We start from the raw sequence: 15548 nt of genomic DNA on the forward strand, positions 1-15548 counted from the left end.
GGTTATTGCCAGAGGTCGCGGTTGGAGGTGCTGACGGCGGCGGCGCCGCCGGCGAGGGCGCTGTCGATGTCGGCGCGGGTGGCGGCGAGGCCGCCGGCCAGGAGGGGCAGGCCGGTTTGGCGGGTGATTTCGGTGAATACCCACCCGGGTACGGAGGCGGGGAGGATTTCGACGGCGTCGGGTTTGGCGTGGTTGACGACTTTGACGGCGGTGCGCAGGGCTTCGGTGTCCATGATAAAGAGGCGCTGGACGACGATCATGCCTTCGTCCCGCGCCGTTTTTACTAGTTGCTGCTTGGTGGTGATGAGGGCTGCGACGCCCAGCCGGGCAAGGCATTTGACGCCGGCCCGGTCTTTGCCGACGCCGTCGAGGAGGTCGAGGTGGACGATGAGGCGCTTGCCGTGGCGTTTGGCTTCGGCGAGCAGGCCGGGAAGGGTGTTGATGTCGCCGAAGAGGAGGATGACGGCGGGGGCGGAGGTGTGGGCGAGGGCGTGGGTGAGGTCGGCGGGGGTGCGGGCGGCGGGGACGACGGGCCCGGGGCAGAGTTTGGCGATGATGTCGGCCATGCGGCCTCCCTCTTTTCTTTTATTCTTCAGCGCGTTTGCGGCTGTAGCTGACAAGGTAGACGCCGGCGGCGACCATGACGGTGCCGGCGAGGGATTTGGCGGTGAGGGGCTCGCCGAGGAAGAAGTGGGCGCCGTAGGCGATGGTAACGTAGATGACGGAGGCGCCGGCGAGGGCGACGTAGAGCGGGGTGGTCCTGAGGATCTGCATCCAGAGGAAGAAGGCGACTACGTAGAGGGTGTAGCCGCCGGCGAGGTAGAGGTTTGGTTGGAGGTCGCTGAAGCCGGCCACGGTGGTGCCCTGCTTGATGAGCAGATGGGCGGCGGTTTCGACGATTATCATGCTGGTCCAGATGAGTTTTAGCATTTTCCCCTACCTTGGCGTCATGCTACGAGGGATACGCCGACGGCGATGAGGAGGACGCCCGCCCAGGCGAGGGGCGCGACTTTTTCCTTGAGGACGACGGCGGCGAAGAGGATGAGGATCATTTCCTGGAAGCCGGACAAGGGGTAGGCGACCGAGAGGGGCAGGTGGGATATGAGGTATAGCCAGACGGCCATTTCGCCGAGGTTGGCGGCGATGCCGAGGTATATGTGGCGGTTTTTCGCCAGGCAGAGGTAGTAGGCGAGCCCGGTTTCGTGCCGGGTGCAGACGGCGGCTTTTTTGAAGGATATCTGGCCGAGGCTTTCGCAGAGGGCGGCCAGGAAGCACCAGGGCAGCCAGCTAACAAGCCACATGTCCGCTTCCCCGCTCTCCGCCGCGGCGTTGGCGGCGATAATTATTTGAAGTCATCGATCATTTGTTGGCTGACAGGGTCGTGGCAGCCGGTTTTGATGCACAGCCCGAGGTAGTCGATGAAGCGCGGCGGGGGCTCGAAGCCTTCGGCGAGCAGCCGCGCGTTGTCGAAGGTTAGGCTGAGGTTGGCGAAGTTGTAGTAGAGGTTGATGGCTCTGAGCATGAGGCGGGGGTTGCCGGGGCCGAACCATGCGTTGAAGCTGGCGAGGTTTTCGGCGTAGTGCCTGATGGTGACTTTGAGCGGCGGGGCGGCTTGGCGCCCGCCGTTTTTTCCGAAGGTGTCGAGGATCTCGCCGAAGGTGCAGCTGGCGGCGGGGCCGGCGGCGATGTGGTAGCGCGGGTGGGCGAGTTCGTCTTTGAGGGTGAGGAAGACGATCGCTCTGGCGGCGTAGTCGGCCGGCAGGACGTCGATTTTGTAGTCAAGCGGGAAGGGCGACCGCCAGGCGAGGTAGAGCATGCGGAAGATCCAGAAGATGCTGGTGGAGGGCTTGCACCCCAGCCGGGAGTGGCCGACGATGATCGACGGGCGGACGACGGTGAGGGGCACCTGGCCCAGTACGCCGGGCAAAAGGGCCTCGGCGGCGGCTTTGCTTTCGGTGTAGGGGACGAAGTGGGTGGTGGGCGCCGGGGATTCGTCTTCGCACACTACGCGGTTGACTGCTTTCGCGCCGCAGATCATGGCGGTGCCAACGTAGACGAACCGCCTGACGGCGGGTAGCCCGGCGATGACGCCGGCGAACGCGAGGGTGTCGTCGACGTTGACTTTTTTGATCGAGGGCCGGTTGGAGAAGGCGGTGACGGCGGCGCAGTTGATGACGTGGGTGACGTCCTGCAGCCTGGCGTCGTCGGCCAGCTTCGCACTTGCGCCCAGGTCGCCGAGGATTATCTGGGATTCTTCGATCCCGGCCAGGGTTATCGCCCGGGCGCCGACTTTGGCGAGCGCCGCGCGCACCCGTTCGACCCCCTGGGCTTTGCCGGCGGCCCTGACGAGGAAGAGCGGCTCGCAGCCGCGAGTATTCTCCAATAGTTCTACGGCTATGCAGCTGCCGATAAGGCCGGTGGCGCCGGTGAGCAGTATTTTGGTCTTCATTTTTTACCCCGATTCATCTGAGACGGTGACGGAAGGTATGCAGCGATATAAAGGTAATTCCGGATTGCCCCTGTTGCGAATGAGGCCTAGGCGGGGAAGATCATAACTTTGTCGACCTTGAGGCCGATCTTGTCGCCGGCTTTGTGTTCCCTGAAGGCGGCGGCGGGGGCGATGACGCGGACGGTTTCGCCGCCAATTTCGATGCGCCAGTCGACGGCGTCGCCGAGGTAGGATTTGTGGACGACGGTGCCGGCGATGCCTTCGCCGGGGGCGGCGAGGGCGATCTGCTCGGGGCGGACGGCGGCGACGGCCTGGCCGCTGAGACCGGCCGGGGCGGGAACGGTGCGGCCGAGGGCGGGGACGACGATTCCCCCCTCCCCTGCTTCGGCGGCGAGGAAGTTGACGAGGCCGATGAAGTCGGCGATGATTTTGTTGGCCGGGGTTTCGTATACGTCAGCCGGGTTGCCGATCTGCTGGATGACGCCGGCGCTCATGACGACGATGCGGTCGGACATGGCCATGGCTTCGGCCTGGTCGTGGGTTACGTAGATGACGGTTACGCCGAGTTTTTTCTGCAGTTCCTTGATTTCGAACCGCATGCTTTCGCGCAGTTTGGCGTCGAGGTTGGACAGGGGCTCGTCGAGAAGGAGGAGGTCGGGTTCGGCGACGAGGGCCCGGGCGAGGGCGACGCGCTGCTGCTGGCCGCCGGACAGCTGACTGGGCAGGCGCTGGGCGAGGCCGGCGAGGTGGACTAGTTCGAGGGCGTTATTGGTGCGTTCGGCGATTTCGGTTTTGGGCAGACCTTTGATTTTGAGGGGGTAGCCGACGTTGTCGAAGACGGACATGTGGGGCAAGACGGCGTAGGACTGGAAGACCATGCCGATGCTGCGCTTTTCGGGGGGGACGAAGATGCCCTTGGCCGGCGAGCTTACGAGGCGGTCGCCGATGTATATTTCGCCGGCGGTGGGTTTTTCGAAGCCGGCGATCATGCGCAGCATGGTGGTTTTGCCGCAGCCGGAGGGGCCGAGGATGGAGACGAATTCGCCGTCGCCGACGGTGGCGACGAAGTTGTCGACGGCTTTTACTTCGCCGAAGTGTTTGGAGACCGCTTGTATTTTTATTTCCGCCATGCTCTTTTCTCCTTTGCCGGTTTTGGCGCGTTTATATGCCGATGGCTCCCTTTGAGACCTTGCGGAGGATGAGGTTGCCGACGAGGATGATTAGGAGGATGATGACCGCGAGGACGGAGGCGTCCTGCGGGTCGGCGTAGGTCTGGAGTTCGTAGAGGAGGACGCCGATGGTCTTGGTCTGGGAGCCGTAGAGGATTATGGACATGGTGAGCTCGTAGAAGGAGGGCATGAAGACCAGGAACCAGCCGGCGACGATGGAGGGCCCGATGAGGGGCAGCATGATGTCGCGCAGCGACTGGAGCCAGGTGGCGCCGGAGTTGAGGGCGGCCTCTTCGAGGGAGGAGTGGACCTGGCTGAGGGAGGCGGCGATGGTGCGCACCGCCATGGTGATGTATTTGACCATGTAGGCGACGACGAGGATGGCGAAGGTGTTGTAGAGGTTTAGCCCAAACTCGCCGGAGAAGGTGATGATGAGGGCGAGGGCGATGACGATGCTGGGGGTGGCCCCGCCGAGGGTGGCCAGCGCGTCGGGGATGGCCCGGCCGCGCATTTTGGTCTTGACGAGCAGGTAGGCGGTGAAGAGGGCGATGACGGTGGCGATGGTGGCGGCGGCGGCTCCGGTTACGAAGCTGGTCCACAACGGCGTCATGTACTGGTCGTTTTTGAGGGCGGCCAGCCAGGTGGCGATGGTGAGGTTGTCGAGGGAGATGGGCCGCGAGAGGGATTTGATGAGCGAGGTGACGGCTATCGAGGCTAACGGCAGGAAGATGGCGATGAAGCCGTAGAGGCTGACGAGGAGGGTGAGCGGCCATTTCCATTTGCCGAGTTCGACGAGGTTGGGGCGGGTGCTCTTGCCGCTGATGGTGACGTAGTCTTTGCGGGTGAGAATCCAGGTGGAGGCGTAGAGGACGAAGTTGGCGGCGATCATGAGGGAGACGGCGAGGGCGGTGGCGTCGCGGATGCCTTTGCCGGTGCCGAGGTAGACGTAGGTGACGATGCGGGTGGTGAGGACTTCGATCTGGGCGGGCATGCCGATGATGGCCGGGATGCCGAAGGCGGAGCCGACGCCGATGAAGACGAGGACGCCGCCGGCGATGATGCTGGGGAACATGAGGGGCAGGGTGACCCGCCACAGGGTGCCGAGGGGCGAGGCGCCGGCGACCCGCGAGGCTTCCTCGAGGCTGGGGTCCATTTTTTCGAGGGCTCGCGAGATGGTGATGAAGGCGAAGGGCGAGTAGAAGAGGGTGAGGCACCAGATGAGCCCGCCCATGCCGTAGATGTCAAAGGGTGCTTTGGAAAGTTTGAAGACGGATACCAGCCAATCGTTGAGGTAGCCGACGCTGGGGTTGAGGAGCTGGGTCCAGGCGATGGCGCCGACGTAGGGGGGGATCATGTAGCTGGCGATGAAGGTGGTGCGGAAGAAGCCTTTGCCGGGGAGGTCGGTGCGACCGACGAGCCAGGCAAGGGGGAAGGAGATGCAGACGCTGGCGAGGGTGACGGAGAGGGAGATGTAGAAGGTGTTGAGGAAGGCTCGCCAGTTGGCAGACTGGGAGTATACGTGCCGGTAGGTGGCAAAGTCGAAGGAGCCTTCGACGAAGATGCTCCGCCAGATGAGGTAGAGCATGGGGAAAACGATGAAGAGGACGAGGACGGCCACGGCCGCGGTGATGGCGACCCATTTGGCGTCGAATTTTTGGCGCAGGCGGTTTATCACGGGTACCCCCTGAGTATGGGGGGATTGTTCGTCCCCCAGAATGAATGATTGCACGAAAGTTGTTCTATGAGGCAGCGTACGGCCGTAGAATATGAACTGTGCGGATGAATCGCTCATGGCCGACGAGTTGGCGATTTGCACGGACCGTTCAGAAACCCCCAGATGCCAGGCAGACCGAGCATGCGAGCGGAGGCGTACTCGTATGTACGCTGAGCGAGCACGCGCAGGGCTAACGCCGCAGATGGGGGTTTATCAACGGTCCCATAGACGGGGAGGGGAAACTTCTCCCCTCCCCTACTGTGACAAAGGTTATTTCTTCTCCAATACCTTGCTGCGGAAAGTTTCCTTGATTTTTTCGTTTTCCGCCGAGAGACGGGTCCAGTCAGGCTTGATGGCTTTGTCGATGAAGGTCTTGAGGGCGGGAGCGCCTTTGGGGGGAGCGACGTCGTCGCGGACGGAGTGCATCCAGCCTTTGACGATGACTTCCTGGCCTTCTTTGGAGAGGAACCAGTCGAGAACGGCCTTGGCGGCTTCCTGGTTTTTGGAGGTGTTGAAGATGGCGATGGGGCTGGGGATGACGATGGTGCCGTCAGCCGGGTAGGCTACTTTGACGGGTTCGCCTTTGGCGCCGATTTTGAGGATGTTTTCTTCGAGGATTATGGCGGCCAGGTATTCGCCGCGCACGAGTTTGTTCTGGATGGCGGAGTTGCCTTCTTCAACTTTGAGGCCGTTGGCTTTGAGGTCTTCGAAGTATTTCCAGCCGTATTTGGCGGACAGTTCGCCGGCGGTTACGTAGGCGGTGCCGGAGAGCAGCGGGCTGGGCATGGCGATTTTGCCGTTCCACTTGGGATCGAGCAGGTCTTTGAAGGATTTGGGGGCGTCGGCTTCTTTGACTTTGGCGGTGTTGTAGGCGATGATCATGTTGGAGATGCGGACGCCGGTCCAGTAGCCGTCTTTATCTTTGTTGATTTTGACGTCTTTGCGCACGGGGGAGTCGTATTTGAGGAGCAGGTTCTGCTTCTCGAGGGTCAGGTAGTAGGAAGGATCGGCGACCATGAGCAGGTCGGCCTGGATTTTCTTGGCTTCGATTTCGCCGGCGACTTTGGCCATTACTTTTTCGGTGCCGGCCTGGAACCACTGGACTTCGAGGTTGGGGAACTGTTTTTTGAGGGACGGTTTGATGAGCTCGATGATGTCGGGGTAGATAGAGGTGTAGATCATTACGGTGCCGGAGGGGCCTTTGGCTTTCGGGGCATCCGCCGGTTTTTTGTCGCCGCCGCCGCAGCCGGCTACGAGGGTGAGGGACATGGCGACGATGACGAGGAGAGAAATGATGAGATACGAGGGTTTTTTCACGATGCTACCTCCCTGATAAATAAAATCGGGCCTTATTTGGTCAGCCGCGGACGGGAAGTCTTTCTTCCTGTTGGTCGTCGGCGGCCAGGGCCAGCCTGAGGGTGCCAAGGTCGGCGAAGATGTAGTCGGGGGCTACGGCGGCGGAGCCGAGGTCGGCTGCTTTGGTTTCGCCGCTGAGGACGAGGATGGAGGTGATGCCGGCGTTTTTGCCGGTGGCGATGTCGGTGTAGAGGCGGTCGCCGACGATGGCGGTGGCAGACGCCGGGCAGTTCGTTTTGGCGAGGACGGCGTCGATGATGTCGCGGTGGGGTTTGCCGATGATGTGGGGACGGACGCCGGTGGAGGCGGCGATGAGTTCGGTCATGGCGCCGCAGTCGGGGATGAAGCCGTCTTCTGTGGGGCAGTTGATGTCGGGATGGGTGGCGATGAAGGGAACGCCGGCGCGGATGAGGCGGCAGGCGGTGGTGAGTTTGTCGTAGGTGAGGGTTTTGTCGAAGCCGAGGACGACGAAGTCGGGGGCGTCGGCGGTGAGGGTGAAGCCATGGGCGGCGAATTCGGCTTCGAGGTCGGGGGTGCCAAGGAGGAATACGCGGGCGGCGCGGTGGCGCCTGGCGAGGTATAGGCAGGCGGCTTCGCCGCTGGTGAGGATGTCCTGCGGTTTCGCGGGCCAGCCCATCGCGGTGAGTTTTTCGGCATAAAAAACAGCGGACCGGGACGAGTTGTTGGTGAGGAAGAGGTAGTCCCTGCCGCTATGGCTGAGGTAGCGCATAAAGTCGAGCGACCCCGGCAAGAGTTGTTCGCCGAGGTAGAAGGTTCCGTCCATGTCAAGGAGAAAGCAACGTATGTCAGCAAGTCTGCGCATCATCATGAACTCACTCTTCGATTCCGCCGTATGTTAATGGGGTGTATTTCGCTAAACTTGCCTGGCAATCCTCTCTTTTTTCGGAAAATATTATAAAAATCCGGTCCGGATGTCTAGATAATTTTTTTGTCAGAGTTGCATGATAATTCTTGCTTTACGTTGAATATATTACGAATATCCGGTTTCTGAGAGGTGGCTGTTCTATGGAGTTCGATTTCCCGGGATTGAAGAAGAATGTGCTGACGATGGGCGATAAGACGGCGGAGGCGGTCGGCCTGGCCGTGAGGGCGCTGGTGGATAACGACGCCGTGGCTGCGGCCGAGGCGCGAGAGATAGAGAAACAGGTGGATGCGATGTATCTCGCGATTAACGAGCTTTGCCTCGGCAGTCTGGCCGCCAGGCCTTGCTGCCGCGACGAGGTGAATTTCGTGACCAGCAGCCTGAAGATCGCGATGGAGCTTGAGAGGACGTGCGACTACGCCAATCAGATCGCCAAGCTGGTGCAGAAGAAGTTCGCGACGCTGAATATGGAGCCGCTGATGACGCTGCACGGGTCGGTGGCGAGTATGAAGGACCAGTCGCTGGAGATGCTGCGGGGGGCGCTGCGCTGTTACGATACGCTGGATTGCGCGCTGATGAGGCAGGTTGTCGATAAGGATAATTCGGTCGATAAACGCAACCGCGATCTGTTCCGCGATATGGTGTGCGTGTTGTCGGTGCAGCCGTGGATCCAGGAGACGATTATGGATTATCATGTGGCGATCCGCTATATCGAGCGGGTGGCCGACCGGGCGACGAATATCGCCGAGCTGGCGTTTTACATCGTCGAGGGCGAGCCGATGAAGAAGAAAGCGGCGCAAGGGGGCGAGACTGTTGGTTGACGATTATACGATGGTGACGCGCCTGGTGATTTCGGTCATTCTGGGCGGCATCATCGGGTTTGAGCGCCAGCACCGCGGCAAGACGGCGGGGCTGAGGACGCATATTCTGGTATGCCTGGGGTCGTGCCTGGTGGCGGTGCTGTCGCTGAATCTGTATGCCGGCGTGGAGGGCAAGACGAACGCCGATCCGGCCAGGTTGGCGGCCCAGGTTGTCAGCGGCATCGGTTTTCTCGGCGCCGGGGCGATCATGAAGGAGGGGCCGACGATCAAGGGCCTGACGACGGCGGCCAGCCTGTGGGTGGTGGCGAGCGTGGGCCTGGCGACCGGGGCGGGCGCCCTGGTGGGGGCGGTGGCGACGACGATGCTGGTGGTGCTGGCGCTGGAGGTGCTGCCGCGGATCGACCAGTTGTACGCGAAGCGCAGCCCGCGGGTGCAGGACCTGCTGATCAAGTCGCTGGACAAGCCGGGCCAGATCGGCCGCATCGGCTCTGCCCTGGGCGGCCTGGGGGTGGGCATCCTCCAGATCCAGATCGAGGACGCCGAGGAGCCGGGGAAGATTTATATCCCGCTGACGGTGAAGCTTTCGGAACGCAGCGAGCTCGACAAGGTGATCAAGGAGCTGTGCGGCATCGAGGGCATTCTGGATATCGATACGAAGTGAGTCACGGAGCCACCCGTTAAACGGGTGGCTTGGGTTAGCCCTGAAAGGGCATGATACTAGCTGAGTCTCAAGACTCACTGAAAGTTTGCCAACCGCATAGCGTTCTCAGTCAGCCCCTTAAGGGGCTGGCTTTTTTATGACCTTTTTACCGGTTCACCCGTGAACGGGTCAATCAATTCTTTAAGGCTCAGTTGGTCGGCAACTATATCCTCTTGCAATTGCTCCCTGATATACTTCTCAATCGCCTCTTTATTTCGCCCTACTGTATCTACAAAGTATCCCCGACACCAAAATTGTCGATTACCATACTTGTATTTCAAGTTCGCATGCCTATCGAATATCATAAGCGAGCTTTTGCCCTTTAAGTACCCCACGAAATACGCTACACTGATTTTGGGCGGTATGCTTACTAGCATATGGATGTGGTCCGGGCATGCATTGGCTTCGAGTATTTCTACCCCTTTATACTCACAAAGCTTTCTGAGTATCACCCCTATATCCGCCTTAATTTTGCCGTAGATGACCTGCCTTCTGTATTTTGGAGCGAAAACTATGTGGTATTTACAGCGCCATTTGCTGTGTGATAGACTTTGAGTATCCATTTTGGATGCGCCTCCTTTGTTATTTATGCGGTCGGCAAACCTGCATATATTTTAACAAAGGAGGCTTTTCTTTCCTCCGCATAGCTATAAGCTTTTTGATACCACCTGCTTAGCAGGTGGTTGCCGCTTACGCAACGCGAAAAAACCGCCGGGAGGCGGTTTTTTTTTGCTATGGGGGCACGATCCACCCCTATGCGAGCGGACGTTCAGAACCGTCCAGATACAAGGCGCACCGGAGGATGGCCCGCGATGGCGTACTTGGTTGCGTACGTCGAGTGGGCCATCCGAGGAGCAACGCAGTAGATGGGCGGTTCTGGGCGTCCGCCTCAGACTATTTTGCCCAATAGATGTTGGATGAATTGGCGGGCTACGCGGCCGGACCTCCCCGAATGGCTGAATTCCCACTGCAGGGCTTCTTTGTTGAGCTGTTCTTCGCCGAGGCCGATTTTGTGCTTCTGGGCGAGTTTGTGGACGATGTTGAGGTATTCCTGCTGGTCGGGGGACGGGAAGGTGATGGTGAGGCCGAAGCGGTCGGCGAGGGCGATTTTTTCGTTGAGGGAGTCGAAGCGGTGGATTTCGTCGTCGCCGCCCTGGCGGTCCTGCCAGGTTTCCTTGACAAGGTGGCGGCGGTTGGAGGTGGCGTAGATGAGGACGTTGGCCGGCCTGGTCTGGAGGCTGCCGTCGATGACGGTTTTGAGGTGTTTGAAGTCGCCGTCGGAGTCTTCGAAGGAGAGGTCGTCGAGGAAGAGGATGCATTTTTTGCCGCGGCTGCCGAGGAGGTCGCTGACAGTCTGGAGGTGGAGGAGGTCGCCCTTGGCGACTTCGACGAGGCGGAGGCCGCGGATGGCGTAGGCGTTGACGAGGGCTTTGACGGTGGAGGATTTGCCGGTGCCGCGGGGGCCGATGAGGAGGACGTTGTTGGCGGGGCGGCCGGCGAGGAAGGCTTCGGTGTTTTCTTTGAGGGTGTTTTTCTGGCGCTCGTAGCCGATGATGTCGTCGAAGGTGGTTTTGTCGTAGTGGGTTATGCCGGCGAGGCCGTTTTTGCGGTCCCAGCGGAAGGCGACGTGGTTGGCCATCTGGCCGCAGCCGTAGACGGCGTAGTGCTTGGCGAGCATGGCGGCGAGGCCGGCGGGGGTGGCCGCGCCGGCGGATGCCCAGCTTTGCTTGAGGGCGTTGAAGGCGAGGAGGTCGCTGGCGACGGTGGGTCTGTAGCCGGCGAGCAGGCCGCCGGCGAAGGCGGCGGTGGCGTCGTGGACGCGCTTTAGGATGGCGAGGTCGTGGGCGCAGGCGGTAAGAAGGCTTGCGCCGATCTGGCCGCGCTGTTTTTCGGCGGTGATGCTGAAGGTGTTTTCGTCGACGACAAGGAGGTAGATGAGGTGGTCGCCGAGGACGTTGCCGGCGAGTCCGTATTGCTCGGCGAGGGCGATGAGGGCGGCGACGGTGGCGGGCGGCAGGGCTCCCCCCTCCCCTGCCCTGTCGGCGTGGGCGAGGAGCTGCCTGACGACCGGGTCGTCGAGGAGGCTGCGGAAAATAACCAGGTTATTGAGGTCGGCGAACATGGGATCACCTCGTCCGTGTTTAGGTGTCCGCCGAGGGCGGAAACCAATATTACATCTATTTAATAACAGACGGGGTGTTTGTGTCAAGAGTTACATTTTCCGGGCCGTTTACGAAGGCGGCGGCGTGGTAGGAGCTGCGGACGAGGGGGCCGGCGGCGATATGGTCGAAGCCCAGGGAGCGGGCGGTTTCCTCGTAGCGGCGGAAGGCGTCGGGGTGAATGTATTCGACGACCGGCAGGTGGCTGTCGGACGGCCGCAGGTACTGGCCGAGGGTGAGGGCGCGGACGCCGGCGGCGGCGAGGTCGGCGAGGACGGCGCGGACTTCGTCTTCCTGTTCGCCGAGGCCGAGCATGAGACCGCTTTTGACGAGGACGGGCCGGCGGGCGGCGGCGGCGAGGAGGCCGAGGGAGCGGCGGTAGTCGGCGCCGGGACGGACGGAGGGATAGAGGCGGGGGACGGTTTCGAGGTTGTGGTTGAAGACTTCGGGGCGGGCGGCGAGGACGGTTTCGAGGCTGGCTTCGCTGCCGCCGAAGTCGGGGGTGAGGACTTCGACGCTGGCGCCGCAGGCGGCGCGGATGGCGGCGATGACGGCGGCGAAATGGGCTGCGCCGCCGTCGGGGAGGTCGTCGCGGGTGACGGAGGTGACGACGGCGTGACGGAGGCCCAGGGCGGCGGCTGCCTGGGCGACGCGGGCGGGCTCGCCGGGGTCGAGGGGGACGGGCTCGCCTTTGGGGACGGCGCAGAAGCGGCAGCGGCGGGTGCAGACGCTGCCTAAGACGAGGAAGGTGGCGGTGCCGTGGCCGAAGCATTCGCCGATATTGGGACAGTGGGCGCTCTGGCAGACGGTGTGGAGGCCGAGGCCGCCGAGGAGGCCGCTGACTTTTTCGAAGCTGCCGGGGGCGACGCGCTGGACGAGCCAGGGGGGTCGCGCGGGTTGTGAGGTGGTCACTGGGTTTCAACTCCTTGGGGCTCGCTGTATTCGATGTCGAAGACGGCGGCGATTTCGGCGGCGACCTGGGCGGCGACTTCGGGCACGGCGGCGGCGACGCCGGCGCGCGCGAGGCTGGTGACGCCGAATTCTTTGATGCCGCAGGGGACGATGGTGTCGAAGAGGGCGAGGTCGTTGGCGACGTTGAGGGCGAAGCCGTGGCCGGTGATCCAGCGCTTTACCGATACGCCGATGGCGGCGATTTTGTCGTCGGCAAGCCACACGCCGGTGTATTTGGCTTTGCGGCCGGCGGTGAGGCGGTAGCGGGCGAGGGTGCGGATGATCGCTTCTTCGAGGGTGTGGACGAACCAGTGGACGTCCTGCCGCCATTTGGCGAGGTCGAAGATGGGGTAGCCGACGAGTTGGCCGGGGTTGTGGCCGGTGACGTTGCCGCCGCGGTCGGTGTGGGCGACGGCGATGCCGCGGGCTTTGAACCAGGCGGGGTGGGCGACGAGGTTTTCGTCGCCGCCGCCGCGGCCGATGGTGACGACGGGGGGATGCTCGAGGAGGAGGAGGATGCCGTCGTAGCGTCCGTTTTCGACAAGGGCGCGGGCCTCTCTTTGGAGGACCAGCCCGGTGTCGTAGTTAACGAGACCGGGCTGGAGAAGGAGGCAGCGGTGCATCAGCTTTTGCGGGCCGGCGGCCAATGGATGGCGGCGCCGGCTACGGCGAGGGCGGCTTCGCCCATGGCTTCGCTGACGGTGGGATGGGCGTGGATGGTGGTGACGAGTTCGTCGACGGTGGCTTCGAGCCTTAGGGCGAGGGCGGCTTCGGCGATGAGGTCGGTGGCGCGGGGGCCGAAGATGTGGACGCCGAGGATTTCGCCGTGTTTGGCGCCGGAGATGATTTTGATCTGGCCGGTGCCGCCGCTTTCGATGAGGGCTTTGCCGTTGCCGGCCAGTTGGAAGGTGCCGGTGTTGTAGGCGATCCCCTGCGCCTTGGCCGCCTCTTCGGTGAGGCCGACGCCGGCGACTTCGGGGTTGGTGTAGATGCAAGAGGGAATGGTGTTGACGTGGTAGGCGCTCCGGTGGCCGAGGGCGTGTTCAACGGCGGCGATGCCCTGGGCGGAGGCGGCGTGAGCGAGCATGATGAGGCCGTTGACGTCGCCGACGGCGTAGACGCCGCTCTGGTTGGTCATGAAGTTGGCGTCGACTTTGATGCGGCCGCGCTCGGCGGCGACGCCGGCGGCTTCGAGGCCGAGGCCTTCGGTGCGCGGGCGGCGGCCGACGGCTACGAGGACCTGTTCGGCGACGATTTCCTGGGTTTTGTCGCCGGCGACGACGACGGCGGCGAGGCCGGCGTCGGTCTGTTTGACTTCGCTGAGTCGCGCGCCGGTGAGGAATTTGACGCCCTGTTTGGCGAGGTGGCCGCGGATGAGGGCGGCGATTTCGCCGTCGACGGGCGGGAGGATTTCAGGCAGCATTTCGATGACGGTGACTTCGGCGCCGAAGGACCGGTAGAGGGCGGCGAATTCTACGCCGATGACGCCGCCGCCGATGATGGCGAGTGAGGCGGGGATGGCCTGCAGGGAGAGGGCGGCGGTGCTGTCGATGACTCCGGGCAGGTCGGCGCCGGGAAAATTGATGCGGACAGGCTCGGAGCCGGTGGCGATGATGACGGCGTCGGCTTCGAGGGTGACCGGGCTGTCGCCGCCGATTTCGACGGTGCGGGGGCCTTTGAGGGCGCCGGCGCCGCGGTGGACGGTGACGCCGTTGGCTTTGAGGAGGCCTTCGACGCCGCGGACGAGTTTGGTGACGACGGCGCGTTTGCGGGCCATGACGGCCGGCCAGTCGACGGTGACGTTGTCGGCTTTGATGCCCTGGGAGGCGCCGTGGGTGATGGCGTGGTAGAGTTCGGCGGCGTGGAGGAGGGCTTTGGTGGGGATGCAGCCGACGTTGAGGCAGGTGCCGCCGATGTGCTGGTTTTCGACGAGGTGGACTTCGGCGCCGAGCTGGGCGGCGCGGATGGCGGCGACGTAGCCGCCGGGCCCGCCGCCGATGACAACAATTTTTTTCATGGGTTAATCACCTTTATAATTATTTTTAGAGCAGGAGCATGGGTTGTTCGAGCAGTTCGCGGACCCGGGCCAGGAATTTGCCGGCGAGCGCACCGTCGATGATGCGGTGGTTGTAGCCGAGGCAGAGGTTCATCATCGGCCGGATGACGATGGCGCCGTCGACGACGACGGGGCGCGGGACGGTGCGGCAGACGCCGAGGATGGCGGATTCGGGGGGGTTGATGATGGGGGTGAAGTGGTCGACGCCGTACATGCCGAGGTTGGTGACGGTGAAGGTGCCGCCGGTGTAGTCGTCGGGCAGCAGTTTGCCGCCTCGCGCTTTAGCGGCGAGTTCGCCTATGTCGGCCCGCAGTTGGGCGAGGGTTTTCTGGTCGGCGTTTCTGACGACGGGGACGATGAGACCGTCCTCCAGGGCGACGGCGATGCCGATGTTGATGGCTTTGTTGACGACGAGGCTGCCGTCGACGTAGGAGTTGTTGACCATGGGGAATTCGGCGAGCGCTTTGGCCGAGCATTTTACGATGAGCTCGGTGAAGGAGAATTTGCTGCCCTGTTGGGCGAGCTTGTCTTTGAGGTTGGTGGCTTCGGTCATATCGATTTCGACGGTGTTGTGGACATGGGGGGTGGTTTGCCAGCTGAGGGCCATGCGGTCGGAGATCACTTTGCGCATGCCGGTGAGGGGAACGGCGGCGGCGGGCGCCTGGGCCGGCATGGCGGCGCGGACGTCGGCGGCCATGATGCGGCTGTCTTTGGCGATGGCGGCAAGGTCGACGCCATGCTCGGCGGCTATTTTGGCGGCCAGGGGCGAGGCTTTGGGGGCCGCGGCCTGGCGTGCGGCGTAGGCGAGGATGTCTTTTTCGACGACGCGGCCGTTGGGGCCGGTGCCGGTTACGAGGGCAAGGTCGATGCCTTTTTCTTGGGCGAGTTTTTTGGCGAGGGGCGAGGCGATGACGCGACCGTCTCCGGCGGCGGCGCGAGCGGCCGGAGCGGGAGCGGCGGGCGCCTGGGCCTGGGCGGCCGGGGCGGGAGCGGCGGCGGCGACTTCGGCCTCGGCGGCGTCGATTTTTTCGCCAGGTTCGCCGATGACAGCGAGGACGGCCTGTACGGGGGCGACGCCGCCTTCGGGGACGAGGACGGCGAGCAGGACGCCGTCAGCGGGGGCTTCGATCTGGTTGGTGATTTTGTCGGTGGAGATTTCGGCCAGGATTTCGCCGGCGGCCACCTTCTCCCCCACTTGTTTGAACCATTTGCTGACCGTGCCTTCGGTCATGGTGAGCCCGAGCTGGGGCATCGAAAAGTTTGTCGCCATATTTGTTCCTCCTCGGATAT

Annotated in this window: 16 protein-coding genes; 2 read left to right on the plus strand and 14 right to left on the minus strand. The window is 62.8% G+C overall.

The features are described from left to right. Window positions 1-2: 2 nt before the first annotated feature. The 8 genes from Q4T40_10325 to Q4T40_10360 form a co-directional block, all read right to left on the minus strand. Window positions 3-566, minus strand: a complete 564-nt coding sequence (locus Q4T40_10325) for a glycerol-3-phosphate responsive antiterminator (protein ID MDT8901638.1) — start codon at window positions 564-566, stop codon at window positions 3-5. A gap of 19 nt (window positions 567-585) precedes the next feature. Next, the gene (locus Q4T40_10330) at window positions 586-930 is read right to left on the minus strand and encodes a hypothetical protein (GenBank protein ID MDT8901639.1); all 345 of its coding nucleotides are present in this window, start codon (window positions 928-930) and stop codon (window positions 586-588) included. A gap of 17 nt (window positions 931-947) precedes the next feature. Continuing rightward, the gene (locus Q4T40_10335; GenBank protein MDT8901640.1) at window positions 948-1301 is read right to left on the minus strand and encodes an EamA family transporter; all 354 of its coding nucleotides are present in this window, start codon (window positions 1299-1301) and stop codon (window positions 948-950) included. 41 nt (window positions 1302-1342) lie between these two features. Continuing rightward, entirely contained in the window at window positions 1343-2449 is a 1107-nt protein-coding gene (locus Q4T40_10340) for an SDR family oxidoreductase (GenBank protein MDT8901641.1), read from the minus strand. Between the two features lie 86 nt (window positions 2450-2535). Continuing rightward, window positions 2536-3579 (minus strand): ABC transporter ATP-binding protein, encoded by a 1044-nt coding sequence (locus Q4T40_10345; protein ID MDT8901642.1) that lies wholly within the window; start codon window positions 3577-3579, stop codon window positions 2536-2538. Between the two features lie 31 nt (window positions 3580-3610). Then, window positions 3611-5293 carry an iron ABC transporter permease gene (locus tag Q4T40_10350; protein ID MDT8901643.1) on the minus strand — a complete coding sequence of 561 codons (1683 nt, stop codon included), beginning with the start codon at window positions 5291-5293 and terminating at the stop codon, window positions 3611-3613. Between the two features lie 309 nt (window positions 5294-5602). Further along, a complete protein-coding gene (locus Q4T40_10355) occupies window positions 5603-6649 on the minus strand; it encodes an extracellular solute-binding protein (protein ID MDT8901644.1) in 1047 nt (348 codons plus the stop codon). Window positions 6650-6689: 40 nt separating this feature from the next. Further along, window positions 6690-7517, minus strand: a complete 828-nt coding sequence (locus Q4T40_10360) for an HAD-IIA family hydrolase (protein ID MDT8901645.1) — start codon at window positions 7515-7517, stop codon at window positions 6690-6692. Window positions 7518-7714: 197 nt separating this feature from the next. On the opposite strand from Q4T40_10360, the gene phoU reads away from it, so the two are divergent. Next, a complete protein-coding gene (gene phoU, locus Q4T40_10365) occupies window positions 7715-8392 on the plus strand; it encodes a phosphate signaling complex protein PhoU (GenBank protein ID MDT8901646.1) in 678 nt (225 codons plus the stop codon). Beyond that, window positions 8382-9053: an MgtC/SapB family protein gene (locus Q4T40_10370; GenBank protein MDT8901647.1), complete on the plus strand. Its 672-nt coding sequence runs from the start codon at window positions 8382-8384 to the stop codon at window positions 9051-9053. The genes phoU and Q4T40_10370 overlap by 11 nt, the downstream gene beginning before the upstream one ends. A 134-nt stretch (window positions 9054-9187) precedes the next feature. Here the strand turns inward: Q4T40_10370 and tnpA are convergent, their stop codons facing one another. The 6 genes from tnpA to Q4T40_10400 form a co-directional block, all read right to left on the minus strand. Beyond that, window positions 9188-9655, minus strand: coding sequence for an IS200/IS605 family transposase (gene tnpA / locus Q4T40_10375; GenBank protein MDT8901648.1), 468 nt, complete (start codon window positions 9653-9655; stop codon window positions 9188-9190). A 326-nt stretch (window positions 9656-9981) separates the two neighbouring features. Continuing rightward, window positions 9982-11214 carry an ATP-binding protein gene (locus Q4T40_10380; protein MDT8901649.1) on the minus strand — a complete coding sequence of 411 codons (1233 nt, stop codon included), beginning with the start codon at window positions 11212-11214 and terminating at the stop codon, window positions 9982-9984. A gap of 55 nt (window positions 11215-11269) precedes the next feature. Then, window positions 11270-12163, minus strand: coding sequence for a lipoyl synthase (gene lipA / locus Q4T40_10385; GenBank protein MDT8901650.1), 894 nt, complete (start codon window positions 12161-12163; stop codon window positions 11270-11272). Then, window positions 12160-12849 carry a lipoyl(octanoyl) transferase LipB gene (lipB, locus tag Q4T40_10390; protein MDT8901651.1) on the minus strand — a complete coding sequence of 230 codons (690 nt, stop codon included), beginning with the start codon at window positions 12847-12849 and terminating at the stop codon, window positions 12160-12162. The genes lipA and lipB overlap by 4 nt, the downstream gene beginning before the upstream one ends. Further along, complete coding sequence (gene lpdA / locus Q4T40_10395) at window positions 12825-14219, minus strand: dihydrolipoyl dehydrogenase (GenBank protein ID MDT8901652.1); 1395 nt, start codon at window positions 14217-14219, stop codon at window positions 12825-12827. Before lpdA ends, lipB begins: the two co-directional genes overlap by 25 nt. 25 nt (window positions 14220-14244) lie before the next feature. Next, window positions 14245-15528, minus strand: coding sequence for a dihydrolipoamide acetyltransferase family protein (locus Q4T40_10400; GenBank protein MDT8901653.1), 1284 nt, complete (start codon window positions 15526-15528; stop codon window positions 14245-14247). Window positions 15529-15548 lie beyond the last annotated feature (20 nt).

The sequence above is a fragment of the Selenomonadales bacterium 4137-cl genome (genome assembly GCA_032334055.1).
GTDB lineage: Bacteria > Bacillota > Negativicutes > Sporomusales > UBA7701 > Anaeroselena > Anaeroselena agilis.

What these genes read in the sequence shown, in the direction of transcription:
- Q4T40_10325 (MDT8901638.1), bottom strand. Translation starts at nt 566, where the DNA reads ATGGCCGACATCATCGCCAAACTCTGCCCCGGGCCCGTCGTCCCCGCC.
- Q4T40_10330 (MDT8901639.1), bottom strand. Translation starts at nt 930, where the DNA reads ATGCTAAAACTCATCTGGACCAGCATGATAATCGTCGAAACCGCCGCC.
- Q4T40_10335 (MDT8901640.1), bottom strand. Translation starts at nt 1,301, where the DNA reads ATGTGGCTTGTTAGCTGGCTGCCCTGGTGCTTCCTGGCCGCCCTCTGC.
- Q4T40_10340 (MDT8901641.1), bottom strand. Translation starts at nt 2,449, where the DNA reads ATGAAGACCAAAATACTGCTCACCGGCGCCACCGGCCTTATCGGCAGC.
- Q4T40_10345 (MDT8901642.1), bottom strand. Translation starts at nt 3,579, where the DNA reads ATGGCGGAAATAAAAATACAAGCGGTCTCCAAACACTTCGGCGAAGTA.
- Q4T40_10360 (MDT8901645.1), bottom strand. Translation starts at nt 7,517, where the DNA reads ATGATGATGCGCAGACTTGCTGACATACGTTGCTTTCTCCTTGACATG.
- phoU (MDT8901646.1), top strand. Translation starts at nt 7,715, where the DNA reads ATGGAGTTCGATTTCCCGGGATTGAAGAAGAATGTGCTGACGATGGGC.
- tnpA (MDT8901648.1), bottom strand. Translation starts at nt 9,655, where the DNA reads ATGGATACTCAAAGTCTATCACACAGCAAATGGCGCTGTAAATACCAC.
- Q4T40_10380 (MDT8901649.1), bottom strand. Translation starts at nt 11,214, where the DNA reads ATGTTCGCCGACCTCAATAACCTGGTTATTTTCCGCAGCCTCCTCGAC.
- lpdA (MDT8901652.1), bottom strand. Translation starts at nt 14,219, where the DNA reads ATGAAAAAAATTGTTGTCATCGGCGGCGGGCCCGGCGGCTACGTCGCC.
- Q4T40_10400 (MDT8901653.1), bottom strand. Translation starts at nt 15,528, where the DNA reads ATGGCGACAAACTTTTCGATGCCCCAGCTCGGGCTCACCATGACCGAA.